General features: G+C 71.1%; 33 protein-coding genes. 14 read left to right on the top strand and 19 right to left on the bottom strand.

What is annotated here, in order from left to right:
- Nucleotides 1-180 precede the first annotated feature (180 nt).
- From EDC02_RS18650 to EDC02_RS18660, 3 genes are read left to right on the top strand one after another with little or no spacing between them, the layout of a single operon-like run.
- A complete protein-coding gene (locus EDC02_RS18650; RefSeq protein WP_233606001.1) occupies nucleotides 181-1038 on the top strand; it encodes an ABC transporter substrate-binding protein in 858 nt (285 codons plus the stop codon).
- Between the two features lie 2 nt (nucleotides 1039-1040).
- The gene (locus EDC02_RS18655) at nucleotides 1041-1922 is read left to right on the top strand and encodes an amino acid ABC transporter permease (protein WP_123603072.1); all 882 of its coding nucleotides are present in this window, start codon (nucleotides 1041-1043) and stop codon (nucleotides 1920-1922) included.
- Nucleotides 1919-2698 (top strand): amino acid ABC transporter ATP-binding protein, encoded by a 780-nt coding sequence (locus EDC02_RS18660; RefSeq protein ID WP_233606002.1) that lies wholly within the window; start codon nucleotides 1919-1921, stop codon nucleotides 2696-2698. Before EDC02_RS18655 ends, EDC02_RS18660 begins: the two co-directional genes overlap by 4 nt.
- Here EDC02_RS18660 and egtD read toward each other — a convergent pair.
- From egtD to EDC02_RS18680, 4 genes are read right to left on the bottom strand one after another with little or no spacing between them, the layout of a single operon-like run.
- Nucleotides 2676-3638 (bottom strand): L-histidine N(alpha)-methyltransferase, encoded by a 963-nt coding sequence (gene egtD, locus EDC02_RS18665; RefSeq protein ID WP_123603073.1) that lies wholly within the window; start codon nucleotides 3636-3638, stop codon nucleotides 2676-2678. The two genes, EDC02_RS18660 and egtD, sit on opposite strands and share 23 nt — an antisense overlap.
- Nucleotides 3617-4369, bottom strand: coding sequence for an ergothioneine biosynthesis protein EgtC (gene egtC / locus EDC02_RS18670; protein ID WP_123603074.1), 753 nt, complete (start codon nucleotides 4367-4369; stop codon nucleotides 3617-3619). The genes egtD and egtC overlap by 22 nt, the downstream gene beginning before the upstream one ends.
- Nucleotides 4369-5712, bottom strand: a complete 1344-nt coding sequence (gene egtB, locus EDC02_RS18675) for an ergothioneine biosynthesis protein EgtB (protein WP_370461467.1) — start codon at nucleotides 5710-5712, stop codon at nucleotides 4369-4371. Before egtB ends, egtC begins: the two co-directional genes overlap by 1 nt.
- Nucleotides 5709-7037, bottom strand: coding sequence for a glutamate-cysteine ligase family protein (locus tag EDC02_RS18680; protein ID WP_123603075.1), 1329 nt, complete (start codon nucleotides 7035-7037; stop codon nucleotides 5709-5711). Before EDC02_RS18680 ends, egtB begins: the two co-directional genes overlap by 4 nt.
- 210 nt (nucleotides 7038-7247) lie before the next feature.
- Between EDC02_RS18680 and EDC02_RS18685 the strand changes: the two genes are divergently transcribed.
- Entirely contained in the window at nucleotides 7248-7496 is a 249-nt protein-coding gene (locus tag EDC02_RS18685) for a hypothetical protein (protein ID WP_233606003.1), read from the top strand.
- Between the two features lie 131 nt (nucleotides 7497-7627).
- Here the strand turns inward: EDC02_RS18685 and EDC02_RS18690 are convergent, their stop codons facing one another.
- A complete protein-coding gene (locus EDC02_RS18690) occupies nucleotides 7628-7825 on the bottom strand; it encodes a hypothetical protein (RefSeq protein ID WP_123603076.1) in 198 nt (65 codons plus the stop codon).
- A 120-nt stretch (nucleotides 7826-7945) separates the two neighbouring features.
- Nucleotides 7946-8704, bottom strand: coding sequence for an SDR family NAD(P)-dependent oxidoreductase (locus tag EDC02_RS18695; protein ID WP_123604927.1), 759 nt, complete (start codon nucleotides 8702-8704; stop codon nucleotides 7946-7948).
- 77 nt (nucleotides 8705-8781) lie between these two features.
- On the opposite strand from EDC02_RS18695, the gene EDC02_RS18700 reads away from it, so the two are divergent.
- The 5 genes from EDC02_RS18700 (at nucleotide 8782) to EDC02_RS39610 (ending at nucleotide 11315) form a co-directional block, all read left to right on the top strand.
- Nucleotides 8782-9231, top strand: a complete 450-nt coding sequence (locus EDC02_RS18700; RefSeq protein WP_123603077.1) for a MarR family winged helix-turn-helix transcriptional regulator — start codon at nucleotides 8782-8784, stop codon at nucleotides 9229-9231.
- Nucleotides 9232-9245: 14 nt separating this feature from the next.
- Nucleotides 9246-9410: an AAC(3) family N-acetyltransferase gene (locus EDC02_RS41660; protein ID WP_233606412.1), complete on the top strand. Its 165-nt coding sequence runs from the start codon at nucleotides 9246-9248 to the stop codon at nucleotides 9408-9410.
- A gap of 164 nt (nucleotides 9411-9574) precedes the next feature.
- Complete coding sequence (locus EDC02_RS18710; RefSeq protein ID WP_123603078.1) at nucleotides 9575-9802, top strand: hypothetical protein; 228 nt, start codon at nucleotides 9575-9577, stop codon at nucleotides 9800-9802.
- Complete coding sequence (locus EDC02_RS18715) at nucleotides 9802-10377, top strand: RNA polymerase sigma factor (protein WP_123604928.1); 576 nt, start codon at nucleotides 9802-9804, stop codon at nucleotides 10375-10377. Before EDC02_RS18710 ends, EDC02_RS18715 begins: the two co-directional genes overlap by 1 nt.
- On the top strand, nucleotides 10374-11315 hold the full coding sequence (locus EDC02_RS39610; protein ID WP_148083514.1) for a hypothetical protein: 942 nt from the start codon (nucleotides 10374-10376) through the stop codon (nucleotides 11313-11315). The genes EDC02_RS18715 and EDC02_RS39610 overlap by 4 nt, the downstream gene beginning before the upstream one ends.
- Nucleotides 11316-11506: 191 nt before the next feature.
- Here the strand turns inward: EDC02_RS39610 and EDC02_RS18725 are convergent, their stop codons facing one another.
- From EDC02_RS18725 to EDC02_RS18750, 6 genes are all read right to left on the bottom strand, one after another.
- Nucleotides 11507-11704: a DUF397 domain-containing protein gene (locus EDC02_RS18725; RefSeq protein WP_123603080.1), complete on the bottom strand. Its 198-nt coding sequence runs from the start codon at nucleotides 11702-11704 to the stop codon at nucleotides 11507-11509.
- The gene (locus EDC02_RS18730; RefSeq protein WP_148083515.1) at nucleotides 11691-12464 is read right to left on the bottom strand and encodes a helix-turn-helix transcriptional regulator; all 774 of its coding nucleotides are present in this window, start codon (nucleotides 12462-12464) and stop codon (nucleotides 11691-11693) included. Before EDC02_RS18730 ends, EDC02_RS18725 begins: the two co-directional genes overlap by 14 nt.
- A gap of 221 nt (nucleotides 12465-12685) precedes the next feature.
- On the bottom strand, nucleotides 12686-13579 hold the full coding sequence (locus tag EDC02_RS18735) for a VOC family protein (RefSeq protein ID WP_158632226.1): 894 nt from the start codon (nucleotides 13577-13579) through the stop codon (nucleotides 12686-12688).
- A gap of 21 nt (nucleotides 13580-13600) precedes the next feature.
- A complete protein-coding gene (locus EDC02_RS18740) occupies nucleotides 13601-13906 on the bottom strand; it encodes a Dabb family protein (RefSeq protein ID WP_123603083.1) in 306 nt (101 codons plus the stop codon).
- 13 nt (nucleotides 13907-13919) lie between these two features.
- Entirely contained in the window at nucleotides 13920-14441 is a 522-nt protein-coding gene (locus EDC02_RS18745) for an aromatic-ring-hydroxylating dioxygenase subunit beta (protein WP_123603084.1), read from the bottom strand.
- Between the two features lie 4 nt (nucleotides 14442-14445).
- Nucleotides 14446-15873 (bottom strand): SRPBCC family protein, encoded by a 1428-nt coding sequence (locus EDC02_RS18750; RefSeq protein ID WP_123603085.1) that lies wholly within the window; start codon nucleotides 15871-15873, stop codon nucleotides 14446-14448.
- Between the two features lie 276 nt (nucleotides 15874-16149).
- Here EDC02_RS18750 and EDC02_RS18755 point away from each other — a divergent pair, with 276 nt between their 5' ends.
- From EDC02_RS18755 to EDC02_RS18775, 5 genes are all read left to right on the top strand, one after another.
- On the top strand, nucleotides 16150-17256 hold the full coding sequence (locus EDC02_RS18755) for an acetamidase/formamidase family protein (RefSeq protein WP_123603086.1): 1107 nt from the start codon (nucleotides 16150-16152) through the stop codon (nucleotides 17254-17256).
- A 5-nt stretch (nucleotides 17257-17261) separates the two neighbouring features.
- Entirely contained in the window at nucleotides 17262-17519 is a 258-nt protein-coding gene (locus EDC02_RS18760) for a hypothetical protein (protein WP_123603087.1), read from the top strand.
- Nucleotides 17504-18682, top strand: coding sequence for an MFS transporter (locus EDC02_RS18765; RefSeq protein WP_123603088.1), 1179 nt, complete (start codon nucleotides 17504-17506; stop codon nucleotides 18680-18682). Before EDC02_RS18760 ends, EDC02_RS18765 begins: the two co-directional genes overlap by 16 nt.
- Before the next feature lie 37 nt (nucleotides 18683-18719).
- Nucleotides 18720-19061, top strand: a complete 342-nt coding sequence (locus EDC02_RS18770; RefSeq protein WP_123603089.1) for a PadR family transcriptional regulator — start codon at nucleotides 18720-18722, stop codon at nucleotides 19059-19061.
- A 346-nt stretch (nucleotides 19062-19407) separates the two neighbouring features.
- Entirely contained in the window at nucleotides 19408-20649 is a 1242-nt protein-coding gene (locus EDC02_RS18775; RefSeq protein ID WP_123603090.1) for a hypothetical protein, read from the top strand.
- Here the strand turns inward: EDC02_RS18775 and EDC02_RS18780 are convergent.
- From EDC02_RS18780 to fdxA, 7 genes are read right to left on the bottom strand one after another with little or no spacing between them, the layout of a single operon-like run.
- Nucleotides 20646-21557, bottom strand: a complete 912-nt coding sequence (locus tag EDC02_RS18780) for a ribokinase (protein WP_123603091.1) — start codon at nucleotides 21555-21557, stop codon at nucleotides 20646-20648. The two genes, EDC02_RS18775 and EDC02_RS18780, sit on opposite strands and share 4 nt — an antisense overlap.
- A 4-nt stretch (nucleotides 21558-21561) precedes the next feature.
- Nucleotides 21562-21939 (bottom strand): cupin domain-containing protein, encoded by a 378-nt coding sequence (locus tag EDC02_RS18785; RefSeq protein WP_123603092.1) that lies wholly within the window; start codon nucleotides 21937-21939, stop codon nucleotides 21562-21564.
- A gap of 25 nt (nucleotides 21940-21964) precedes the next feature.
- The gene (locus EDC02_RS18790; protein WP_123603093.1) at nucleotides 21965-22762 is read right to left on the bottom strand and encodes an HpcH/HpaI aldolase/citrate lyase family protein; all 798 of its coding nucleotides are present in this window, start codon (nucleotides 22760-22762) and stop codon (nucleotides 21965-21967) included.
- A 12-nt stretch (nucleotides 22763-22774) separates the two neighbouring features.
- Nucleotides 22775-23962 carry an amidohydrolase family protein gene (locus EDC02_RS18795; protein ID WP_123603094.1) on the bottom strand — a complete coding sequence of 396 codons (1188 nt, stop codon included), beginning with the start codon at nucleotides 23960-23962 and terminating at the stop codon, nucleotides 22775-22777.
- Nucleotides 23962-24867: a fumarylacetoacetate hydrolase family protein gene (locus tag EDC02_RS18800; protein WP_123603095.1), complete on the bottom strand. Its 906-nt coding sequence runs from the start codon at nucleotides 24865-24867 to the stop codon at nucleotides 23962-23964. The genes EDC02_RS18795 and EDC02_RS18800 overlap by 1 nt, the downstream gene beginning before the upstream one ends.
- Entirely contained in the window at nucleotides 24864-25844 is a 981-nt protein-coding gene (locus EDC02_RS18805; protein ID WP_123603096.1) for an NAD(P)/FAD-dependent oxidoreductase, read from the bottom strand. The genes EDC02_RS18800 and EDC02_RS18805 overlap by 4 nt, the downstream gene beginning before the upstream one ends.
- Nucleotides 25841-26155, bottom strand: coding sequence for a ferredoxin (gene fdxA / locus EDC02_RS18810; protein ID WP_123603097.1), 315 nt, complete (start codon nucleotides 26153-26155; stop codon nucleotides 25841-25843). The genes EDC02_RS18805 and fdxA overlap by 4 nt, the downstream gene beginning before the upstream one ends.
- Nucleotides 26156-26267 lie beyond the last annotated feature (112 nt).

The following is a 26267-nucleotide window of genomic DNA, read 5'->3' on the forward strand; positions in this document are numbered from 1 at the left end:
GTCCGGGGTCGCCGCCATCGGAGCGCGGTGCCTTCCGCCGGTGGTACCCCGGTACCACCCGGCGCGGGGCGACGACCATTGATCGTCGGGCCGGCGGCTGATCGAATGTAACCGCCGGCGCGGCACCCCATTGGACGTCGAGGAGTCGTCATGCACGGATCACATCGGAGGATCGGCCTGGTGAGCGTGACGACGACCGTCGTGATGACCGTCGCGTTGGCCGGCTGCTCCCCGCAGCCCGAGGTCTCGTCGGAGGATCCGCCGGTGGACCCGCCGGCCCCGGACGCGTGCAGCCCGCAACGGTTGGGCACCATCGTCGCCGGGACGTTGACCGTCGGCACCGACCAGCCGGCGTACCCGCCGTGGTTCGTCGACGACGCCCCGGAAAGCGGCGCCGGCTTCGAAAGCGCGGTGGCGTACGCGGTCGCCAACCAGCTCGGCTACGAACCGGACGAGGTGAGCTGGGTGCGGGTGCCGTTCAACAACGCCATCGCCCCCGGGCCGAAGGACTTCGACTTCGACATCAACCAGTTCTCCATCACCGAGCAGCGCCGGGCCGCAGTCGACTTCTCCAGCCCGTACTACGACGTCACCCAGGCGGTGATCGCGCTGGAAGGGACACCGGCCGCCGCCGCGACGACCCTGGCGCAGCTGCGTGAAGTGCGACTCGGCGCGCAGGTCGGGACGACCAGCTTCCGGGCGATCACCGAGGTGGTTGTCCCGGCGGCCGAGCCGGCCGTGTTCAACAACAACGACGACGCCAAGGCCGCGCTGCGCAACGGCAGCATCGACGCGCTGGTGCTGGACCTGCCGACCGCGTTCTACGTGACCGCCGCCGAGATCGACGATGCGACGATCGTCGGACAGCTGGCGCAGCCGTCCGGCCGGCCGGAGCAGTTCGGTCTGGTGCTCGACAAGGACTCCGCGTTGACCAGCTGCGTCAGCGCTGCGGTCGACGCGTTGCGGGCGGACGGCACGCTCGACAACCTGCGGGCCGAGTGGCTGGCCGACGTGGCCGGCGCGCCGGTCCTGTCCTGACGGTGCGCGGGTCCACCGCGGCGGCGGCCGGCGGCGCTGACGGCTATCAGCCCAGTGAGCTGCAGCGACGGCGGGACGCGTACCGCCGTCGGCAGAGCGTGCGGTCGGTGCTGATCGCCGCCGGCTCCACGGCTGCCCTCGGCACCCTGCTGGTGGTGGCGGTACGCAACTCCCCCGGCTGGCCCCGGGTCCAGCAGTCGTTCTTCGACCCGGCCGTGGCGGCCGACGCGCTGCCGGCGGTGCTGCGTGGACTCTGGCTCAACGTACGGCTGCTGGTGTTCTGCGCCGCCGGGGCGCTGGCCCTGGGGTTGGCGATCGCGCTGGCCCGCACCCTGCGCCCGGCGGTGTTCTTTCCACTGCGGGCCGCCGCGACCTCCTACACGTACGTGTTCCGGGGCGCCCCACTGATCATCGTGTTGTATCTGTTCACCTTCGGGGTGCCGGGGCTACGGCTGGCCGGTACCCCGTCGGTGCTGGTACTCGGCGGCTGCGCGCTGGTCATCACCTACGGCGCCTACCTGGCGGAGGTGTTCCGGGCCGGCATCGAATCGGTGCATCCGGCGCAGCGGGCCGCCGCCCGGTCGCTGGGGCTCAGCCACGCCCAGACGATGCGGCACGTGGTGCTGCCGCAGGCGGTACGGCGGGTCGCGCCGCCGCTGCTCAACGACCTGGTGGCACTGCAGAAGGACGTCGGCCTGATCTCCCTGGCCGGGCCGATCGACGCCATCCGCGCCGCCCAGATCGAGACCGCCACCAGCTACAACTTCACCCCGTACGTGGTGGCCGGGGTGCTGTTCATCCTGATGGCGATCCCGCTGGTGGCGGTGACCGACTGGGTGACCATGCGGGCCGCGCGGCGGCAGACCTGGGCCGGCGCGGCATGATGCCGGCGGCGGATCCGGGCCGGCACGGTGGGCCACCGGTGCTGGCCTGCGCCGGGGTCCGCAAGGTCTTCGGTGACCGGGTCGTGCTGCGCGACCTCAGCCTCGACGTCGCCGAACACGAGGTGGTCGCGCTGATCGGCGGCAGCGGCTCCGGCAAGTCGACCCTGCTGCGGTGCGTCAATCTGCTGGAGACCGTCGACGATGGGACGATTCACCTGGACGGTCGGGACATCACCGACCCGCGCGTCGACCCGGACCAGGTGCGGCAACGGATCGGGCTGGTCTTCCAGTCGTACAACCTCTTCCCGCATCTGACCGTGCTGGACAACGTCACGCTGGCGCCGCGCAAGGTGCACCGGCTTACTCGGGCGTCGGCCGAGCGACGGGCGATGGAGTTGCTGGACCGGGTCGGCTTGGCCGATCAGGCGAGGCAGTACCCGGACCGGCTCTCCGGCGGCCAGCAGCAGCGGGCGGCGATCGCCCGAACCCTGATCAACGCGCCCCGGCTGCTGCTGCTCGACGAGGTCACCTCGGCGCTGGACCCGGAACTCGTCGGCGAGGTACTGGCCCTGATCCGGGAGCTGAAGGGCGACGGGATGACGATGCTGATCGCCACCCACGAGATGGGCTTCGCCCGGGAGGTCGCCGACCAGGTCTGCTTCCTGGCCGACGGCGCCATCTGCGAACAAGGGCCGCCGCAGCGGGTGCTCGGTGCGCCCGAGCACCCGCGTACCCGGCAGTTCCTGCGCCGGATCACCGGCACCGGGACAGGCTGATCGCGAACCGGCCGGCCGGGTCGGTCCACCAGTGGGTCAACTCGAAACCGGCGGCGGCCAGCTCGGCGGTCACCCCGGCCCGGCGGAACTTCGCCGACACCTCGGTACGGATCTCGTCGCCGGCGGTGAAGCTCACCGGCAGGTCGAGATCGGCCACGTACGCCCGCATGTCCCGCTCGGCGCGCAACCGCATCTCGATCCACTCCCGGTCGGCGTCCCAGAGCGCGACGTGCCGGAACGCCGCCGGGTCGAAATCGGCACCGAGCTGCTGGTTCAGTACGTGCAGCACGTTGCGGTTGAACTCGCCGGTCACCCCTTGGCTGTCGTCGTAGGCGGCGACCAGGGTGGCCGGGTCCTTGACCAGGTCGGTGCCGAGCAGCAGCCAACCGCCGGTGCCGAGCGACCCGCGCAGCGCGGCCAGGAACTCGGCGCGTTCGTCCGGCACCAGGTTGCCGATGGTGCCGCCGAGGAACGCGACAAGCCGGTCGTCGCCGGCCGGGATCCGGTCGAGGTGGCGGGTGAAGTCGCCGACGACCGCGTGGACCGGCAGCCCCGGGTAGTCCCGGTCGATGGCGGTGGCGGCGTCGCGCAACGCCGCCTCTGAGACGTCCAGCGGCACGAACAGGTCGAGGCTGCCCTGCCGGCGCAGCGCGTCGAGCAGCAGCCGGGTCTTCTCCGACGAGCCGGAGCCGAGCTCGACCAGGGTCCCGGCCCGGGTGACGGCGGCGATGTCGTCGGCGTGGGCGGTCAACGCGGCCCGCTCGGCCCGGGTCGGGTAGTACTCCGACAGGGTGGTGATGCGTTCGAACAGTTCGCTGCCGTGCTTGTCGTAGAACCACTTGGGGGGCAGCCATTTCGGGTGGGCGGTGAGTCCGGCGCGGGCGTCGGCCCGCAGCGCCTGCCGCTGGTCGGCGTCGGTCAGCTCGATGTCGATCCGCACAGATCCTCCACGGTGTAGGTGTGCCGGTCGGCGACGACGAGCCGGCGGTCGGCGACCGGTCGCCAGGCCGGGTCGTCGTCGGACGGTTCGGAGGCGATGATCAGCCGCTCCGGCCCGGCGAGGACGGACAGGGAGTGGCCGACGGCGCTGGCCCAGGCCCGTTCGCCGTCGGTGAGCAGCAGGTTGAGTCGCGACGCCGGGGCGGCGGCCAGGACGCCGGTGACGGTGTCAGCGACCGCCGGACCCGGGTCGGCGCCGGACCGCAGCCGGTGCCGCACCAGCGCCCACAGCAGCGCCGAGTCGGTCGGCGCGTCGAGGGTGAGCAGGTCGGTGACGGGCAGCTCGGCGGCCAGCGCGGCGACGCTGTCCGGCCAGCCGGCCACCACCCCGTTGTGGCTGAACAGCCAGCGCCCGTCGGTGAACGGCGCACAGGCCGTCTCGCCGAACGGCATCCCGGGGGTCGCCGAGCGGACCGCGGCCAGCACCGCGTCGACGGTGGTGGCCCGGCCCAGCTCGACCAAGCCGGGATCGGCCCAGATCGGCCCGGCCCGCCGGTAGCGGACCGGGCCGGACGGGGTGTACCAGCCGACGCCGAAACCGTCGACGTTGACGGTGCCGCCGCCGCGCATGTCCCGGGGCGCCCAGGACTGGCGGTACAGGCCGTACGGCGGCTCGACCAGCAGCTGCGTCAGGCTGACCGGCGGGCCCAGGTAGAGCTGGTGGCGGCACACTAGGCGGTCTCGCCGGGGTGCGGGTCACGGGCGGTACGGAAGCCGCTGAAGATCTGCCGGCGGATCGGGTAGTCCCAGTTGCGGAAGGTGCCCCGGCAGGCGGAGCGGTCGGTGCCGAACGAGCCACCGCGCAGCACCCGGTAGTCGCGGCCGAAGAAGACCTCCGAGTATTCGCGGTACGGGAAGGCCGCGAAGCCGGGGTAGCCGGTGAACCAGGTGCCGGTCCACTCCCACACGTCGCCGATCAGCTGGTGCACCCCGGCCGGTGACGCACCGGCCGGGTAGGCGCCGACCGGCGCCGGGTGCAGGTGCCGCTGGCCCAGGTTGGCGTGCTCGGGGCCGGGGTCGTCGTCGCCCCACGGGTAGCGGCGGGACCGGCCGGTGGCCGGGTCGTACCGGGCCGCCTTCTCCCATTCGGCTTCGGTGGGCAGCCGGCGGCCGGCCCAGCTGGCGTACGCCTGCGCCTCGTACCAGCCGACGTGCACCACCGGCTCGTCGGGCACGATCGCCGACCGCCGGCCGAACCGGGTGTAGCTGCCGTCGCCGTGCCAGTGCGCCGGCCCGCTGAGCCGGGCCTGCAGCCGGTGCGCCCAGCCCTCGGCGCTCCACCACCGCTCGTCGTGGTAGCCGCCGTCGTCGACGAACTGCCGGTACCGGGCGTTGCTGACCGGCGCGCGGTCGATGAAGAAGGCGGGTACGTCGACGGTGTGCGCCGGGCGTTCGTTGTCCAGCGCCCACGGCTCGGTGGAGGTGCCCATGGTGAACGGCCCGGCCGGGATCAGCGCCTCACCGTCGACGGGTCCGGCCATCGACGGTGGCGTCGGCGCGCCGGTGAGCACCGGCGGGCCGGCCCGCAGCTGATGGGTGGCGAGCATCGTCTCGTCGTGCTGCTGCTCGTGCTGCACGATCATGCCGAAGGCGAAGCCCTGCTCGACCAGCCGGCGGCCGTCGAACGTCACCGTGTCGAGCAGGTCGAGGACCTTGTCCCGGACAGTACGGGTGTACGCGCGCGCCTCGGCCGGGTCCAGCAGCGGCAACGCCGGCCGGTCGGCGCGGGCGTGCTTGAACGCGTCGTACAGGTGGTCGATGTCGGCGCGGACCGGCTCCCGGCCGCCGACGTCGCGGACCAGCCACAGCTCCTCCTGGTTGCCGATGTGCGCCAGGTCCCAGACCAGCGGCGACATCAGCCGGGAGTGCTGCCGGACGAGGTCGTCGTCGTCGACCGGGTCGGTCAGGGCGCTGCTGCGCCGCCGGGCCCGGTCGAGGTCGGCGGCGAGCGCGGTACGCAGGTCGGACGCGGTGCGCAGATCGGGCGCGGTCGGGTCGTGGGCTGTCTCGGTCACCTGGTTCCTCCCCAGGGGTGGATTCGCTGGTGCAGCCGTCGGCGCAGGGCGCGCACCACGGTGCTGGTCGTCTCGTCGGGCAGGCCGGTGTCGGTGAGGCGCTCGCAGGCCAGCTCGGCCAGCGAGTGGGCGGCCGACGCGACAACCGGATCGGCGAGCCCGTCGCGGGCGGCGGGCAGCCAGCGGTCGGCCGCGTCCATCACTGTCGATGTCGCGGTCCGCAGGGTCTCGTCGCGGGCGAACAGCGCGGCCAGCACCGCCGCCGGGACGATCCACTCGCCGTGCGGCTGCGCGTCGAGGTAGCGCAGCTCCAGGTAGCCGCGTGGGCGGACCGGCGGAAACATGGTGCTCAGATGCAGGTCGAGGTCGGCGTAGGTCGGTGGTCGGGGCGTGCCGGTGAGGATCCATTCGCCGAAGGTCGCCGGCCCCGGCAGCCGCCAGCCGGTCGGCTCGTCGACGAACAGCGGTGGCGTGTCGAGCACCCGCCGGGTCCAGTCGGCGACCGGGTCGGACGGCCGCGTACCGGCGGTCGGGTCGGCCGGTGCGGCGGTGCGGACCGGGTCGAGGGTCAGCCAGGTCGCCATCCGGCTCGACACCCAGCCGGTGCGCCGGCCGGCCCGCGACGGCGAGTTGGCGAACAGGGCGATCAACGGCGGACCGAGCAGGTGCGCCGCCGACCACCGGAGGGAGAGCTGGCGATCGCTGCCGGTGTCCAGGCAGACCTGCAGGCCGGCGGTGCCGCACATCATGTCGGCACCGGCCCGACCCTGCCGGGCGAACGCCGCCGCCATCGCCGTGTAGCGGCCGTTGCGCAGAATCTGCCGGGGTGGCCGGTACGGATCGCATCCGGTGCGGCCGAGCAGCAGGCCGGCCCGGTCGAGTCGGCGGGTCAGCGCGCCGACGTCGGCCGACGCGACCTGGTGCAACGTGGTGAGGGATTCCGTCGGCGGGGTGGAGATCTCCACCTGCCCGCCGGGTTCGACCGTTACCAGTCCGCCGTGTGGGAGCGGGTCGTGCGGGCTGGTAGGGCGTAGTGTCCGCGGGGCGTGGTCACCGAGGGCAGTCGCGAGGTCGGCGGGGTCGAGCGGTCTGGCGGGTTGGTCTCGGTAGTGAACGGTCCATTCGAGTTCGACGCCGATCCGTCGGGGTGGGCCGGTCTTGAAGCAGATCCGGGTGATGTAGCCGGCGGCGGCGGTCGGATCAACGATGGCGGTACCGGCCGAGACGTCGGCCACGACGCTCGGACCGGTTGACGCCGCAGACTCGGCGGCCACCGGTAGCACGTCGGGCGGATGGGGAGCTGGCGGATGGGGAGCTTTGGTCATCTCGTCCTCCAGTAAATGATCGATCGCGGGTAGCGATCGATCTTCGTTACCGTATCGTCACCTTCCGACATTTGCCGAGACACCGGCGGACTGCGGGAGACGTTCCCTCTTGCGCAACCCGGCGGTCACCTGCGGATTCGCGTCACCGGGGGCATGATCGCCGCCGGACGGGGTACCGGCAGGGTCGGTGCCGACCGGAGGGGAGCCAACGTGACCGACGGGGCAAGGATCGACGATGACCAGGTGGTGATGCGGGCGGCCCGGGCCGCGCACGCCCACGCCGACGCGACCACTCAGACCGCCCGGTTCCTGGACCGGGTCGGCGCGGTCCCCGACCCGGCGGTGATCGCCGAGTACGCGGCGCTGCTGGCCCGGGAGGAGTCGACCCGCGACGAGCGGGCCGACGCGCTCCGCGACGCCGGGCTGGACGTGCCGAGCCTGGACACCGACGCGGCGTGACGCCACCCCGGTCAGCGCTGCCGCACGTTGGTCGAGCACGCCGCTGTGAAGTTCAGCGACGGTACGCGTCCCGTCGGTGATCTACGTCGAGGACGTGTACCTCGCGGTGCTTGTCGTCGGGGTCCGTCTCCTCATTCGGCCTGTTCACGAGCCCGCCGTTGCGCCATGAGCAGTGCCATCTCCTCGGCGCTGGTGCTCTCGCCCCTGGCGAGAGCGTCGTCTGCCTCCTGTATCCGCGCCATGGCGGTCGGGTCGGAAAGCAGTTCGATGGTGGCTTCCAGCGATTCAAGATCCTCGGCGGAGATCAGCACCAGCGGCAACACAGTCATGGACAACAATTTTGGTCTATGACACCGCCGGTATCCACGGTTGGCCAGATCGGACAGGGCGGAGACGAGGGCAACGGATCCCCGAGCTCCGCGAAGACTCCTGGGAGCCGTACGGGTGGGTCAGCGCACAAGTTCGCGGCCGCCCGCCAGGGACAGGATCTGCCCGTTGACGTGGCTGTTGGCCGCCGAGGCCAGGTAGGTGATCGCGCTGGCCACGTCGTCGGGAGTGCAGATGCGGCCGGTCGGGGTCTTCTCCGACTCGGCCGCGACCGCCTTCGGGCCCAGGAAAGGGGCGCTCAAGGCCTTGTCGGTAAGGGTGAATCCGGGACGGACGACGTTCGTCAGGATGCCGTGCCGGGCTTCCCGGACGGCGAGCACTCGCGCGGCGGTCTCGAGTGCTCCCTTCGCTGTGGCGTAGGCGAGCGGTCCGGCCATGGGTTGCTCGACGATGTCGGTCGACACGGCGACGATGCGCCCCCAGCCGGCGGCACGCATGGCCGGTAGGGCCGCGTCGGTCAGCGCCAGGGGGCCGACCGTGTTGACGGCCAACGACGTGGTGAGGCCGCCGATTTCGTCGGCGCCGAAGGCTGGCCACTGTACGGCGTTGGCGATCAGCACGGATATCGGCCCGAGACGCGTGGTCACCTGCTCGACGACGCCCCGTGCGGTGGCGAGGTCGCCGTGGTCCAGGCGTACGGCGCAGGCGTCGCCGCCTGCCTGCGCGATGGCGTCGACGACCTCCATCGCGGCGACGCGGTTGGTGTGCCAGGAGACCGCCACGGAGGCACCTTCGGCGGCCAGATGCCGGGCGGCGGCCCTGCCGATGGCGCCGGAAGCGCCGGTGACCAGGGCGACCTTGTTCAACAGACCGGTTTCCATCACCACTCCATAGCCGACTATAGGTTAGCCGACTATGAATCAGGATCGAGCCGTTCGTCAACTCGTACACTCTCCGGGTGGAACTCTCGGACGTCCTGGCGACCAACAAAGCCCTGGTCAAGGTGGCCAAGTTGTACCGGAACGCGCAGGCTGACGTCCTGGCCGAGCTCGCCCTGCACCCGGGGCAGGACGTCCTACTGTGGGTGCTGGGGCAGGAGCCCGACGGTTTGACGGTCTCCGAGGTCGCCGCCCGGCTCGGCGTGGAGCAGCCGACGGTGACCCGCAGCCTCAGTCGTCTCGAACACGGCGGCTGGTTCGTCCGGGAATCCGTACCGGGCGACCGGCGCCTCACCAGGATCGTGCTGACCGGCAAGGGCCGGACCGGCGTTTCGCAGATCGAAACGGCCTGGCGCACCCTCGCCGAAACCGCGACCGCCGGAATGGCGAACGATCAACGAGCGACGCTGGTCGAACTGCTCGAGAAGGTACGCGGGAACCTGCTCACCCTCGCCACCGAAACCGGCTGAGGTACGGTCTGCCGATCGACACCAACAAGCCACACCCGGACAACACCGACCCCGCCGGCTGGCGCAACCCGCCCGTACCGGAATCGTGGTGGCCGGTGATCCGCGCCCACACGCCCGGGTTCGATCCGGCGGCACACGGCAGTTCCGGACGCCAAGGCGGCGGCGCTACATCGAGGTGACGCTAGGACACCTCATCTGGCGAACTTGAGGTGCGTCAGCGTCACCTCGATGTCGAGCCAACCTGCTGGTCGACCAAAAGATCTTGGTTGCCAGGCTTCACGCCGGATCTGTTCTCGCGCCACTTAGCAGTGAGCACAGCGGACAGGCGGAAGGGAAGACAGCGATGGCAGCGTACGACGCGATCAGCTTCGGGCTGAGAGTTCTTGGGTCAGCCGTACCCCTGGTGACACTATGGCTACGGCTTCACTTCCGACTCCGCCAGGAGCGGGAGCGGCGCGACTACCTGCAGGCGGCTACCGCGCTGCCCGCCGGGAGCCGGGTGCGGGAGCAGCGCGAGGACGGTACCCGGCTCGTCCTCGACGTCGGGCCCGCAACCCGAAACGAGTGCTGATGAACCATGTGCTGGAGCCTCCCGACGAACCGGGACGTACGTTGCCCACAACCGCGACAGGTGCGCCGGGTCACCACGACCCTGACCCACCCCTGGTCGATGTCGCCGCCTACAGCGCCTTCTACCGGGCAGAGGTCAAAGCCCTGGTCAACTTCCTGCTCTGGATGGGCGCTGGACTCGCCGACGCCACCGACATCGCCCAGGAGACGATGATCGAGGCGTACCAGAGCTGGCCGTCGATCCGGCATCCGCGCGCGTGGACCCGGCGGGTCGCGTCCCGCCGGTACGGGCGTCGACAATTCGGCCAGGAGGTGATCACTGAGCCGGAGTTGCTCAGCCCGCTGCTGTCCGCCTCCGCCGACCTCTGCGCCTGGGAACAGCGGCATGACGTCCTGCGGCTGCTGGCCATGCTCCCCTGGCGGCAACGGCAGGTCATGGCGTGGACGTTCGACGGCTACCAGCCGCAGGAGATCGCCGTCGAGCTGGAGATCACCCCCGAGGCGGTACGGGCCAGCCTGAAGCTCGCCCGCCGCGCGCTCGCCGAACACCTCCGTCGGGCGGGGGAATCCACATGAACCACGACGACCTGTTCACCAGCCTCCACACCAGCACCGCAGCCGAACTCGACGGCCTACTCGATGTCGAAGCGGGCCTGCGCGAAGCCCTCGTCGCCACCCAACACACCCAAACCAGCAACGATCTCGACCTTGACCTCGAGGCAGGACTCCGCGCCGTCGTCGCCCCATCCGAGGTTGCCCCACCGTCACCGGCCGCAGATCCCCAGCAGCCCGGCGCGACTCCCGAACAGTCTAACGTGCAGGGTGCGGTCGCCGCTCGGCTGATGTCGTTGAACGACGCCAGCCGACTAGCTCTCCGCAACCACCCGGCCATCGTCGCCTTGGCACTCACCCTGGAGATCGCCAAAGCGCTGACAACCGTCCGAGCCATCGCCCGCGACATTGCCCGAGACAATCCCGTCGACTTTCACGACCAAGAGCTCGTCCACGCACTCGACTGTGTCCGCGCCCTCGCCCACGACCTCGACCGACACCCCGGGCTCGTCCTCGACCGCGACCTCGGGCTCGTCCTCGACCGCGACCTCGGCCGGGTCCTCTCCCTCGAACGCGCCCTCGAACGCACCCTCGAACGCGCCCGCGCCCTTGCCCACAACCGCACCCGCGCCCGTGACCTCGCCCGTGACCTCGCCCGTGACCTCACCCGTGACCTCACCCTTGTCCACAATCGCACCCGTGCCCTCGACCTCGACCGCGCCCTCAACCTCGACCACGCCCGCGCTCGCGACCTCGACCGCGCTCGAAATGACCTAACGGATGCCGATCTCGGCGATGTAGATCTACGCGGGGTGTCCCTCACTGGTATCCGCTGGTCGATGGGCACTAGTTGGCCGTCGGACGAGTGGCGAGCACAGGCTCTGTTGAACTCGCGTGACCTTGGCGACGGAACGTACGAAATCCTGGACGGCAACACGAATGTCCCCGTCTACAGCGCCTGAGCGCCCGTACGGAGCTGTAGTCGATTCGCGGCTGATCCCGTTGGGGGATCATGATCCCTCAACGGGATCAGCCGCGACGACAGTATGGGTTCCCGGGGAGCATCCAGCTGGGGTTCGGCAGAGCGCAGCGAAGGAACCCCGGTCACCTGGTGCGGGTGACCGGGGTTCCGGGAAGCGTTGCTGGAAGCGGGTCAGGCGGCGGCGGTGTCCTTGGTCGACGCGACGAACGCCGACCAGGCGGCCGGGCCGAAGGTCAACGTACCGCCGGCACGGTCCTTGGTGTCGCGCACCAGGACCCGACCGGGAAGGTTGTCGGCCACCTCGACGCAGGTGTCTCCGCCGTTGGCCGATCGGCTGGACTTCCGCCAGCGCGGTTCACTTGCGCTCATCGATCATCCTCAGCATCAGATCCCGGGACTGCACCACCGGCAGCGCGAGTCCGTCCACGGACTCCCAGGCTAGTTCCAGCTCGGTCACATCGCCATGGCTGGACACCACGGTGCCCTTCAACTGGTTGTCCAGGTAGCCACAGCGCCGGCCGTCCGGCAGGCTGGCCAGCACGAACGCGCCACCGAGACCGAGGTGCAGCCCGGCGTCGTCCGGCAGCACCCGGATTTTGACCGACGGCCGGTGGCCGAGTTCCACCAGGTGGCCCAGTTGCTTCGTCATCACCTCGCGGGGGCCACGACTGAGGGCGAACTCGTTGACGATCGCCGAGATCACCACTGGGTTGTCCCGGCCCAGCGTCGCGGCCTGTCGCTCCAGCCGGGTGCGCACCAGCTCGTCGATCCGCCCGTCGTTCATCGTGGAGGTCGCCAACACCGCCCGCATGTAGCCCTCGGACTGGAGCAGTCCGGGGACGAGCAGCGGCTGGAAGGTGCGCAACAGCAGCGCCCGTCGCTCGTGCTCGACCCACGGACGCATCCACGGGTACCGGTCCTCCCGCGCCTCGGCCGACAACTTGGCGAACTTGTCATCGGTGCCGAACACCCGGTCCAGGTTGGTGGCGGTGTCGGCCTGCGGGATGTGCCGCCCCGACTCGAATCCCGCGATGAGCGACTTGGACACCCGCAGCGCGGCGCCAAGCTGGCTCTGATTCATCCCCCCGGCGATGCGAAGTCGCCGGATCTCGACGCTAAGTTCACTCACGTTGGATCACCCCGGTGTCGTGATGTGGTGGTTGTCCGCCGGGGTCATCCTCCACTGGTCGGGACAGATAGTCCAGGATGGAACAGAAACTCGTGAGGATTCCGCAGCTGTGCAGAAATTCCAGCCGTCGAATTGATCAACAAGCAGATGCCGTCGAACCACGAGAAAACGACCCCCGGGGAGAATTCCCGAGGGTCGTTCACCTTTTCGTACGATGATGATCAGAAACGACCCCAGTCGTCGGCGGCCGGCCGCCACACGTCGATGTTGCGTGGGTCGACGGCCATCCGGCGGGCCCGGTGCGTGGCGTGCTCCTCCGGGGTGAACACCCGGTGCCGGTCACACAGCTCGTAACGCGGCCCGTGCTTCGGGTCGTGCATGTAGAACGCGATCGACGTCGACGCCGAGTGGTTGACCAGGTCGGAGGCGATCGGCACCTTCTTGTACTGCGCCCGCGCCCGGCCGCGCATCACATGGTCGAAGCTCTTCATCTTGAAGCACAGGTGCGCGGCGTAGAACTCCTTGTTGCGCTGCAACGCCAGGCTGTGGTGGTAGCGGTCCTCGCAGCGCAGGAAGACGGTCACGTCGCCGACGTAGTCGCTGGGCAGGAAACCCAGCACGTTGGTGTAGAAGTCGAGCGACTCCTCGTACTTGTCGGTGGCCAGGAACGGGTGCACCAGGTCAACCGGGCGCAGCTCGATCAACGGCGGTTCGGCGTACTCGACGAACTCGGTGAACAGCTCGACGATCAGCCCGTTGGGATCGCGTACGGCGAATCCGCGCTGGCACAGGCCCTTCATCCGCTCGTGCAGCTCCAGCACCTCGTGGCCGGCGGCGACGACCCGCTCCCGCAGGTCGTCGAGGACCTCGTCGGACTCGACGCTGAACCCGACCGCGGTGGTCCACGACTCGGTACGCTGCGGCGCGGCGATCAGCTCGATGCTGTGGTGCTCGATGTCGGCGCGCAGGAAGGCGTACTCGTCGTCGTGCTGCTCCAACTGCAGCCCGACGTGGTACTGCAGGAACTCGATGGAGGCGGCCAGATCCGGCACCTCGATCCGGGCGTACTCCATGCCGTAGGGCCCGCGACGGCGGGTGGCGGCCTCGGTGGACATCTGCGACCCCTTCATGGTGAGTTACGCGTCCCCGGCGGTGGGGAGGCTGACGATGACCTGGCGTTGCACGACCGGGCGCCAGCGTTCCCGGACGAACCTCTCGTGCGACTCGCTGTGCAGGTAGTCGAGCAGGTCCTGCTCGGTGGCGAACTCCACGACGAAACCGTGCGTCATCGTGGTGTCCCGGGTGCTGACGTTGACCCCGCTGCGCCAGTTGCGCATCGCCGGGTATTTGGTCGGGAAGGTGTCCAGCTCGGCGAGGACCGACTCGGCGACGCCGGGCGGCAGGTCGTCGCGGAACTTGAACGCCAACATGTGGGTGATCACGACGGCGGCCCCGCTACAGGATGAAGCTGAGTCGGGCGCCGGGGTCCATCGACTCCATCACCGGGATGGAGCGGCGGACCCGGAAGCGCAGGCCGTCGTCGTCGACCTTGAGCACGTGCTCGTAGCGGCCCACGTAGGTGTAGGCGCCACCGTCGCGGTAGCGGTGGATGAGGAAGTTGGCGCTGATCCACACCGTCTCCGCGCCGGCCTCCAGCAGGATCACGTTGGAGACCATCCGGTGGGTACGCGAGTGCGGGTTCTCGGCGTGCGCCTTGCGGCTCTTCAGCCGCTTCACCCGGGCCCGGATCAGGTCGTAGTCGTCGCAGACGAAGAACCCGGCGGTGGTGGCGTCCCAGCCGGCCCAGTCGGTGGTCGGCACCTCCATCCGGCCGTCCGGCTCGAACATGGTGAACCACTCGTCGAGGCGCCACTCGTCGAGCAGCTGCGCCTCCCGGTAGAGGAAGTCCTCCACCTGCGCCCGGGTCACCTCGCGGGTGCCCACGTTGAGCACTGCTCCGCTGGTCGTCGGGGACATCGGGTCACTCCTTCCCGCTGGTGGTGGGCGCGGCGGATCCGGCGGTGGCCGTGGATCCGGCGGCGAAGACGGTGGACGGGCCGGGAGCGCCGGGGTCGGCCGGCGGGTCACCGGCGACGGCGGTGGCCACCCCGACCCGGTCGGCCCAGTGCCGCCAGAAGCTGCGCATCGCGCCCTCGTCGATGGAGCGGCCCTGGTTGCCCTGCTTCTCGTTGGCCATGCCCCGGGACATGTCGGACCAGTCGTGGGCCGGGTCGGCCGAGTCGGCGGTGGCGACGATGCCGCGCTGCACCGCCTCGTACGCCTCGATGTCGTCCGGGGTGGCCAGGCCGCCGGGGCCGACGAAGCTGACCATGGTCTTGATCCGCAGCGCGCGGACCGACTCCGGCTCGCCGGTCTCGACGAACTGCCAGGCCCGCACGTCGGTGCGGTCCGGGGCGACCGGTTCGAGCTGGCGGATGGTCAGCGCCTCCAGGTCGAACAGCAGCAGGTTGGGGAAGACGAAGAGGATCCGGCTGGCGTCGGCGATCTCGGCGGCGAGCTCCGGCCCGAGCCGGGCCGCCATCTCGTTGCGCTTGGCGACGGTACGGGCCTTTTCCTCGTCGCCGAAGCGCGGCTCCCAGACCATGCCGATCCGGCCGTTGTGCCCGGTGAGCACGAGCAACCCGTGGCCGCCGCCGAGGTCGTAGGCGTACTGGTCGTCGTCGGTGACCGCGAAGCCGGTCTCCCGCAGGTAGCCGACGAAGGTGTTGTGGGTCGGCGCGAAGTGGTAGCCGTCCATGGCGTTCTCGACGGCGAGTTTCCAGTTGCCTTTGACGCTGTAGAGCTGCACGCCGGGCAGGGTCTGCATGCCGTGCTGGCCGATCTTGGCGGTCAGCGACATGTAGTGCGCGGCCGGACCGAGGTGGGTGAGCAGATCAGGCACGTCGGGGGTGAACGCGATGAAGACGAAGCCCTCGTGGATCTGCAGCCGGGGCACCTGGCGCAGCCGCATCGACTCGCGGAATCCCGGGTCGTCGGGGTAGCTCTCGTCGCCGGGCAGCGCGGCCAGGTCACCGGAGTTGCTGAACGCCCAGGCGTGGTAGAAGCACTGGAAGAACTTGGTGTTGCCCTCGTTGTGCCGGCACAGGATGGTGCCGCGGTGGGTGCAGGCGTTCAGGAAGACCTTGACCTCGCCGGCGGAGTCGCGGCAGAAGATCAGCGGACGGCCGCCGAGGGTACGGGTCTTGAAGTCGCCGGCGTTGGGGATCTCGGTCTCGTGGCCGAGGTACAGCCAGGTGTGGCCCCAGATCTTGGCGATCTCGTCGCGGAACACGCCCGGGTCGCGGTACGCCGAGCGGTGCACCCGGAAGCGCATCGCCTCCCAGTCCTCGTCGATCAGCGCGCCACCCTCGGCTCCGCCGAGCGGTCGCACCGGCGTCTGCTGCGTCATCACCCCACCGCCCTCTTTCGTCCCGTCCGCCCACCTCGGCGGCGCTACGTCATGCGAGACAGTGTCTCGCACTCCGATGCTGCTATCAGAGCCCTCTGCCTGTCAAGAGCAGGGCATCTTCCGTGATCGGGTTACTCACTGTTAACAGGACAGCAACATGTTCCTGCGGGTTCGCCGGAAACGATCCGGTCATCCACCCAGCACCCGGCCCGCCAGCGGCACGCACCGCCGCGCGCCCTGCGCCCACCCGGCCGGGTACCCCTTCCGGAGGAACCGATGCTCCAGCCGCACCAGGGACCGATCGCCGGCGCCCACTACCTGCCGACCACGCCCGAGACCTGCCTGTGGGGCCGGCTGCCCAACCGCAGCCACGCCCCGGTGCTGCGGGTCCGCTCCGGTGAGACCGTGACCATCGACACCCTCAGCCACGAAGGCATCCTCGAAGACCAGGGCCGCGACCCGGTCGGCTACCTCAAGCAGTACGACGTACCCGCCGACGGTGTCCTCGCCGACGCCCGCGACCTGGCCGCCTCCGACGTCGCCCACGACTACGACGACGACGGCCCGCACGTGGTCACCGGCCCGATCACCGTCAACGGCGCGCAGCCCGGCGACCTGCTCCGGGTCGACGTGCTCGACCTGACGATCCGGGCCCCGTACGGCTTCGTCAGCAGCCGGCACGGCTACGGCGCGCTACCCGGCGAGTTCCCGCTCACCCCGGTCGACACCGGGCCGGGCAGCGACCCGCGCGCCTACGGCAGCGTCTGCCACTTCACCGAGGTCGCCTCCAGCGGCGGCCGGCTGTACGGCGTCCTGCCGTTCGGCGCCGGCCGGGCCGCCCGGTTCCCGCTCGCGCCGTTCCTCGGCCTGATGGGCGTCGCCGTCGACACCGACGAGATGGTGCACTCGGTGCCGCCCGGCGGGCACGGCGGCAACCTGGACATCAACGAACTGCAGGTCGGCTCCAGCCTCTACCTGCCGGTGCAGCTGCCCGGTGCCGGCTTCTACGCCGGCGACCCGCACTACGCCCAGGGCGACGGCGAGGTGGCGTTGACCGCGCTGGAGGCACCACTGCGGGCCACTCTGCGGTTGACGGTGATCCCGGCGGCGCAGGCCGCGACGCTGATCGGTGCCGGCGAGGCCCCGCTGGCCGAGACCGCCACCCACTGGATCCCGGTCGGCCTGGACGCCGACCTCAACGAGGCGATGCGCCGGGCGGTCCGCGCCGCGGTCGACTTCCTGGCCCGCACCCAGGGCATGCCCCGCGACACCGCCCTGGCCTACCTGAGCGCAGCCGCCGACTTCGAGGTCAGCCAGGTCGTCGACGCGGTCAAAGGCGTGCACTGCCTGATCCGCAAGGCCGACTTCCCCGCCCAGATCTGAGGGCGGTGGCGCGGTCGGGGCCGCACACCGTCGTCCGCGCCGCCGGGCGCACTGTGGACGCGCTGCTGGCGAGGATCGCCAGCGGCCTACGGCGGGGCACCGACGTCACAGCGTCGGCGTTCGTCCGGGTCGAGGTGCGCCACCCGGACGGGCGGCTGGCGGCCCTGAGCAACCCGGTCACGCTGGTCCGATCCACTCGTGGCGTACGGTCGGGCGTGATCTGTTCCGACGCCGACCGGGGTACGCCATGCGCCGGGGGCTGACCTTCCTGTTCGCGGTGGCGGCCGGTGCCGCCGTCGCCAACCTCTACTGGGCGCAACCGCTGCTCGATCTCATCGCCGCCGACCTCGACGTCACCACCGCGACCGCCGGCTTGCTGGTCACCGCCACCCAGATCGGCTACGCCGCCGGGATTCTGTTCCTGGTGCCGCTGGGCGACATCCTCGACCGACGCCGGCTGGTACCGGTGCTGATGCTCTGCGCGGCGGGCGCGCTGGTGCTGTGCGCGCTCGCGCCGTCGTTCGGCGTGCTGCTCGTGGCGATCACCGTGCTCGGGGTGGCCACGGTCTCCGGGCAGCTACTCACCCCGCTCGCCAGCGATCTCGCCGACGACACGCGGCGCGGCAGCGCGGTCGGTACGGTCGTCGCCGGGATCCTGACCGGCATCCTCGCTTCGCGGACCATCAGCGGGCTGGTCGCCGACATCGCCGGCTGGCGGGCGATCTTCCTGCTGGCGGCGGTGGCGGCGGTCGGCTTCGCCGTGGTGATGTACCGGGCGATTCCGGTGCTGGCGCCGAAGACCCGGCTGCCGTATCCGGCGCTGATCGCGTCCGTCGCCGCGGTGGTCGCCCGGGAACGCGCGGTCCGGTGGACGCTGGTGCTGTCCGCGACCGGCTTCGCCGCGTTCACCATGTTCTGGACGGCGTTGACGTTCCTGCTCAGCGGTCCGCCGTTCGACTATCCGGTGTCGGTGATCGGGCTGTTCGGCCTCGCCGGTCTGGCCGGCGCGGTCGCCGCACAGCGCAGCGGTCGGCTGCACGACCTGGGCTGGTCGCTGCCGGCCACCGGCGCGGCCTGGGCCGTGGTGCTCGCCTCGTTCGTCACGGCGATCTTCGCCGGACGCAGCGCCCTGCTGGTGATCGTCGTCGTGGTCGCGCTCGACGCGGCGTTGCAGGCGGCCGGGATCCTCAACCAGTTGCGGGTCATGGCCATCTCACATGAGGCGCGCAGCCGGCTGAACACGGCGTACGTGACCGCGAACTTCCTCGGTGGCGCCGCCGGCTCGGCCGCTGCCGCAGTCCTCTGGTCGGCCGGCGGCTGGCCGGCGGTGTCGCTGGCCGGGGTGGGGCTGAGCTGCTTCGCCCTGGCCCTGTGGGTGGTGGGCCGTCGGCACGCGCTCGTTCCGGTCGACCCACTGGCCAGATAGTCAAATCATTTGTATATTCTGCCGCGTGACACGTCCGATGAGAGAACCGACGTTCTGGATCCTGACCGCGCTGGTCGACCAGCCACGACATGGATACGGGGTGATCCAGCAGGTCAACAAGCTGTCCGGGGGTGAAACGCGACTGCTGGCCGCGACCCTCTACGCCGCGCTGGACCGACTGGCCGCCGAGGGTCTGGTGGCCGTCGACCGGGAGGAGGCGGTCGACGGGCGGCTGCGCCGCTACTACCGGCTCACCGACTCCGGTGGCGCCGCGCTGGCCGCCGAGACGCAACGGCTGAGCCGCAAGGTGGCCACCGCGTCCCGGCTGCTGGACGCGCTGCGCCCACCGGCCGGGCCGGCCACGGTGGCGTTCGGTTGACATCTCTCCCTGCTGAAGCAGGGAGATTCAACCCTCACGGGTCGAGCTTTCTGCTTCGCCGACCACAGCCGACCCGAATCAACGGCAAGGGACGGGGTACCGCCCATCGGTCTTACACAGTCTCCACAGACGTCACTTCCCACCAGCCCGGCGGTAGGCCCGACCGGCCTGGTTGTCACCGGAAAGGCAACGCGATGTCAGCACACCTGTCCACACGCCGGATGTCCCGGTGCACGGGGGGTAGACGTGGATCCGCCTCGGCGGCGAATCGGCTTTCGCTGACCTGCTCCGCAGGAGTCCGTTCCCTCCCCTGCCTGCAGGCCGGAGCATCCACGGAAGGCATCGGATGAGCCCGACCGGCACCGCACGCCACCGGCGCTACCGGCTACTCGCCCGCGCCTACCCGCCGGGGCCCCGCCGGGCCGAACTGCTCGACACGATGTTGATGATCGCCGAGGCCACCGGCCGTCGGCGACCGAGCACCCGCGAGGTCCTCAATGTGCTCCGGCACGCCCCCCGGGCCCGGCTGGGCCGACCGGGCAACCGCCTCGTGGTCCCCGTCGCCATCGTCGTCGCGATCCTCAGCGGCTTCGTGGCCGCGTCGCTGACCGCCCGGGCCTTCGGCGAAACCGACCGGCCGCTGCCCAGCACGGCGGAGATGACCGCCATCGCCGAACTGGTCACCCCCGACGTCGAGGATCCACCGCTGCAACGGCACGACCGGGTCTTCGTCAATGGCAACGGCGAGGCCCAGTTCGGCCACGTGCGGTACGAGGTCGGGTACGCCGGGCCGATGCCGGACCCGTGTGCCTACGGCGCCGAGGCGGCGGACCGACTGGCCGGTGCCGGCTGGCAGCCCGCACCGCTCGACGCGGGCCGCACCGGTCCGTGTGACGCCGAGGTGCTGACCGCCACCAAGGACGACTGGGTGCTCACCTTCGCCAACTACAACGCGACCGTACCGGCCGACGGCGGATGGTTCGACGTCTCGGTCCGCCGGGTGGAGCCGGCCGCGATGCCGGTCGGATTCGCCGCCGGTGGCCTGGTCGGGATGGTGCTCGGCTGGTTCTTCGCCGGGTGGGCCAGCCGCCGGACCGAGCACAGCACGGCGGCCAGCGGCGTCCTCGCCCTGCTGGCCATCGTCGCGGCCGGCAACTCCGCACTAATGATCAACTTTGTGGTGCGGGACTACCTGACGGTCATCAACCAGGGGTTCTCGCTCCACGAGGGACCGATCTGGTCGTGGACCGTGTTCGGCGACGAGGGTCAGCTGATCCTCGCCACCCTCGCTGCGGGAGTGATTCTCGCGGTGTCCCGCCGGCCGCGCGGCACCACGCCGCGCCGGGTCGCCGGCAGGTCCCCGCTCACCCGCGTCGGCTGGACGCTGACTCTCGTCATCTTCAGCCTGGGGGTGCTCAGCGCGTTTACCGGATTCGGCCTGTTCGGCTGCGACATGTTCGTGGTGGCCCTGCTGATGGCGATCGGGCTGGCGGTCCACCGGATGCAGAACCGACCGATCACCCCGACGGCGGTCACCCAGGAACCGGACGGCGACGCCGGATCCCACCAACCTGGTCTGGCAACCTAGCCGACGGCGAGCACCTCGGCCCGGCGTGGGGCACTGGCCATCGCGCCGGGCCGGGTCACCGTCACCGCCGCCGCCCGGCTCGCCCAGCGGGCCGCGTCGTCGATCGCCGCGCCGTCGAGCAGCGCGTCGGCCAGCGCCGCGCAGAACGTGTCCCCGGCACCGGTGGCATCTACCGCGTCGACCTGCTCGGCCGGCACCAGATGCTCCCGGTCGGCGGTCACCACCAGGGCACCGTCGACGCCGAGGGTCACCACCACCGGCCCCCGGGTGCCCAGCGACCGGGCCATCGTGGCGAGCGCAGCGACATCGCCGGTCCCGGCACCGGCAGGCCCGGCCGCACCGGCAAGCGCCGCGAGTTCACCCCGGTTGGGCACCAGCACGTCGACCCGGGCCAGGGTTTCCGCGTCGATCGGCCGGGCCGGTGCCGGGTTCACCACGACCAGGCCGCGGGCGGCGGCCACCGCCGCGGCCACCACCGCCGCATCGATCTCCTGCTGCAGCAGTACGGCGGCAGCGTCACCGATCAGATCCGCGTACGGCCGCAGGTGCTCCGGGGCGAGCCACATGTTGGCCCCGGAGCTGACCGCGATGGTGCTGTCGCCGTCGACGGTGACCAGCACGATCGCCTGCCCGGTGGGGCGGGGCGCGCGCAGCACCGCCGAGGTGTCGACGCCTTCGGCGGCCAGCAGCCCGGTCAGCCACTCCCCCTCGGCGTCGTCGCCGACCGCGCCGACCATGGCCACTGATCGGCCCAGCCGGGCGGCGGCCACCGCCTGGTTGGCACCCTTGCCGCCACCGGCCCGGGAATGGTCGGCGGCGCTGAGCACCGTCTGCCCGGCGGCGGGCAACTCGTCGAGGGGCACCACCACGTCGACGTTGAGGCTGCCCACCACCACGATGTCAGTCATCGGCTCACCCCTGAGCGGCGGGACGCCAGGCGTGCGCCAGGAAGTCGGCGCGGGGCGGGGCGAACACGTCCAGGTTGATGCACGGGCCCTCGGTCGGCTCGACGTAGTGCTCGGCGCCGCGCGGCACCAGCAGCATCGAACCCGCGCTCATGTCGTGCGGTACGCCGTCGACGTAGTAGTTGCACCGGCCGCCGAGGATCATCACCAGCTGGTCGAAGTCGTCGTGGGTGTGCGGGTTGAGGGCCATCCCGACGCTGAGCTCGTGCCAGGCGAGCACCACCTCGTCGGTGGCGTACACCTTGCGTCGCACGCCGGGGCGCACGTCGGTGGCGGGGATCTCGTCCCAGTTGACCGAGGTGCGGTAGAGCTGCGGGTTCAGCACGTCCGGGCTCCCTTCGAGGGCTGGCTCAATTGTCGGTGGCGAGGTGGCGCAGGCCGGCGCCGAGCAGCTGCAGGTCGGAGCCGGCGACCAGATAGTTGGCACCGGCGAGGCCGTACCGGCGCAGAATGTCGGCGGCCCGGCCCGGCGCCCACCCGCCCAGAGTGACCCCGGCGGCGCGGGCGGCGTCGGCGATCTCACCGACCCGGCGCAGCAGCGGTGCCTGGTCGTCGGTGGCGGCCAGGCCGAGGCTGACCGCCAGGTCGGTGGTGCCGGCGAACGCCACGTCGACGCTGGAGCTGCCGGCCCCGCCGGTCAGCAGGTCGGGCAGCGGGTCGTCGGTGTCGGCGGTCTCGATCTGGGCGACCAGCAGCGGCGGGTCGGCGGCCTCGGCGGCCAGGTAGGCGTCCAACCCGGCGGACCCGTAACCGGCGGCCGGGTGGGCGAGGCTGATGCTGCGCCGGCCGGCCGGCGCGTACCGGACGGCGGCGTGCAGCGTGTCGAGCTGCGCTCGGGCGCGGACGGTGGACAGCTGCACCCCGGCGGCTCCGGCCTCGAGCAGCCGGTTGACCTGCGCCGGGTCGACCGCTGCCAGCCGTACCAGGGCCGGCAGGCCGAGCAGTGCGGCGTGCCGCAACTGCCCGGCGGCGGTCCGCTCGTCCAACCCGGAGTGCTCCAGGTCGACCACCACGAAGTCGAGGCCGGCCTGGGCGGCCAACTCGACCGCGTCGGTGCCGGGCAGCTTGAGGAAGGTGCCGACCACCCGCCGGCCGCGCCGCAGCCGCTCGCGCAGCGCCGCCCGGCCGGTGTGCACCCCGGTACGCATCACGGTCGGTCCTCAGCCGGCCCGGCCGGCTGCACCGGCCTGGTCGGTGGGCAGGCCCCGCCACGGTACGGTCGGCACCCGCTCGCCGGCCAGCAGCACCAGTTCCGGCTCCAGCCGGGGCGCGGTGATCTGGTTGCCGGCCGCGTCGGGCAGCACCGCCTCGTCGGCGTCGGCGAGTACGGTGACATGCGCCGGGCCACCTTCGACGAGGCTGCCGTAGCCTTCGGCGTCCAGGCCGGTCAGCCGGGCCGGGGCGCTGGTCACCCGGGGCACGATCTGCTCCATGGTCATGCCCAGCGCCCGCAGTTTGGCCATGCTGGTGACCAGGTCGAACACCGGGCCGCGCCAGTTGCGGGCCGAGGTGTCCGAGGTGATCACGTCCGGGTAGAAGCCTTGCGCGATCGCCGGTTCGGCCACCGTGAAGCTGAGGTTGCTCTTGCCGTGCGCCGACTCGAACAGCACGCCACGCTCACGGGCGGCGTACACCTCGGGCAGCACGGTGCCGTCGGCCATGATGCCGTACGGCTTGCCGGTGTAGCAGTGCGCGACGACGTCGCCGGGGCGCAGCATCTCCAGCACGGCCGGCAACGGTTCCGGGGTCTCCCCGATGTGGATCATGAGCGGCAGGTCGGCGTCGGCGGACAGCTCCAGGGAACGCTTGAGCAGCGGCCGCCAGTTGTGCCCGACGACGTCCTCGGAGAGCCGGATCTTGAAGCCGCGGACCCGGTGCGGGTTGTCGGCGGCGACCGCGAGGGCATCCTCGATCACCAGGGTGTCCGGGTTGATCAGCTCGCCGAACCGGAAGTCGATCAGCCCGAGCACGCTGACGTTGAGGAAGTTGACCAGCCGCAGCTTCGCCGGCACGGCGACGTACCGCTCAAAGGCCGCGAAGGTGGAGGCGCCGACGGTGCCGGCGTCGCAGGCTGCGACGACGCCCCGGTGCAGGTGCGCCTCGTCCGGCGGGGCGCCGACCTTGGACACCTCGGCGAAGATATGGGTGTGTCCCTCGACCAGGCCGGGCAGCACGTACCGGCCGGCGCAGTCGACCACCTCGCGGGCGTCGGCGGCCAGGCCGGGAGCGATCCGGGCGATCCGGTCGCCGGTCACCGCGACGTCGGCGACCTGGCTGGCACCGGTGGCGGAGTCGAAGACCTCACCACCGGCCAGCACCAGGTCGTACCGGGGAGCATTCTCAGTCATCAGTCAGCGGACTTTCTGTGCGAAGGAGAGGACGGCGCCACCGTGTCGAGAGTTCCGTCGGGGGTTTCGGCGCAGAACCGGGTACGCAGCGGCAGTACCCCGCCGACCGAGACCTCGACCAGGTCGCCGGGGCGCAGGAAGCAGCCCCGGTCCTGGCCGGTGCCGGCCGGAGTGCCGGTGAGCACCACGTCGCCGGGTTCCAGCACCACGTACTTGGTGATCCAGGCGAGCAGCTGCGGCACCGGGAAGATCAGGTCGGCGCTGGTGGCCTGCTGGCGTACCTCGCCGTTGACGGTGGTCCGCACTTCGATGGCGTCGCGGTCGGCGACGGCGGCGATGTCCAGCACCGAGGTGCCCAGCGCGCCGAAGCCGGGGAAGCTCTTGGCCAGCGTCGGGTTGGCCGAGGCGGTCATCACGTCCCGGGCGGTCAGGTCGTTGGCGGCGGTGATCGCCGCGACGTGCGACCAGGCATGCTCGGCCGGCGTACGGTGCATCCGGGCCCCGATGACCAGCGCGATCTCGCCTTCGTAGTCGGGTTGGGTGCTGATCGAGCTGGGCAGCGCCACGGTGGCGTCCGGGCCGGAGCCGGCGCTGGCCGACTTGAGGTAGAGCACTGGTTCGGTGGGGACGGCCCGGCCGGCGGCCCGCGCCTTGCAGTGGTAGTTGAGGCCGACCCCCCACACCGCCCGGGTGCTGCCCAGCGGGGCGACCAGCTCGGCGGTGACGCTGTCCAGCGGCAGTCGGTCGCGGGCCGGCGCGTCGGCGGCCGGGGCCAGACCGGCGCCGGCCCGCAGCAGCTCGGCGACGTCGCGGTACGGCAGGTCGAGCAGTTCGGCGGTGCCGTCGCCGCAGATCCGGGCCAGACCGCGCCGGGTGGCGAGCAGCTGCAGTCCGGGGGCGCTCACGCGGCGTCCGAGGAGTGGCCGGGCACGGTGCTCAGCGCCGGGTTGACCAGCGGTGCCAGGTTGTTGACGGCGGCGGCGGCCTCACCGAAGCCGACCGAGATCAGCCGCACCTTGCCGGGGTAGTCGGTGACGTCACCGGCGGCGTAGACCCGGGGCAGGCTGGTCCGCATCGACCGGTCGACGGTGATGTGCCGTTTGGTCATCTCCAGCCCCCACTGTTGCATCGGGCCGAGGTCGGCGATGAAGCCGAGGGCCGCCACCACCGCCTGGGCGGGCAGTTCCTCGCGCCCTTCACCGCGTACCTCGCTGATCGTCACCGAGGTCAGCTGCGGGTCGCCGACGATGCCGCTGACCTCGTACGGGGTGACCACCCGCACGGTGGAGGCGTGCAGCTGCTCGACGCTGCGTTCGTGGGCGCGGAACTGCGGCCGGCGGTGCACCAGGGTGACGCTGGCGGCGTACGGCTCCAGGGCGAGCGCCCAGTCGACGGCGGAGTCGCCGCCGCCGACCACGACGACCTGCTGTCCGGCGAGCTCCTCCAGCCGGGGCACGAAGTAGCGCAGTCCACGACCGAGGTAGTCGCTGCCGACCGGCAGTTCGCGCGGGGTGAAGGTGCCGATCCCGGCGGTCAGCAGGACCGCCTTGGCGCGCATCCGGCTGCCGGTGTCGGTGCCGATCAGGACGTGGTCGGCGGCGTTGGTCAGCTCCACGGCGCTCTCGCCCAGCAGGAAGGTGGGTTTGGCGGTGGCGGCCTGGGTGAGCAGGTCGTCGACGAGCTGCTGACCTTTGATCGCCGGTAGGCCGGCGATGTCGTAGATGTCCTTCTCCGGGTAGAGGGCAGCTATCTGTCCGCCCGGTTCGGGCAGCGAGTCGATGATCGCCACGGTCATCCCGCGGAAGCCGGCGTAGTAGGCGGCGTACAGGCCGGCCGGGCCGGCGCCGATGATGGCCAGGTCGACGTCGTGTTCGGCGGTCATGAGCCGGCGCTCCCGGCGACGGCCGGGTGGTCGCGACCGACCCGGCCGATCTTGCGAGCACCGCCGGGGGCACCGATCTCACCGAAGAACTCGGCGTTGATCGGGCCGAAGTGGGCCTGGTCGGCCGGCAGATCGTCCAGGTGGAAGATCGAGGTGACCGGGCAGACCGGTTCGCACCGGCCGCACTCGACGCACTCGTCGGGGTTGATGTACATCATCCGGTCGCCCTCGTAGATGCAGTCCACGGGGCATTCCTCGACGCAGGAGCGGTCCTGTACGTCCACGCATTCGTCGGTGACCACGTAGGTCATCGGTCCTCCCGCATCAGTGGGCCTTCCGCCGTCCTGCTCGCGTCTCGCGCCTCTGCGACCTGCGGTTATCTGGTTGGACAGCGGCGTCGTTGATGTGACGTCACGCTAGAGA

The sequence above is a fragment of the Micromonospora sp. Llam0 genome, assembly GCF_003751085.1.
GTDB lineage: Bacteria > Actinomycetota > Actinomycetes > Mycobacteriales > Micromonosporaceae > Micromonospora_E.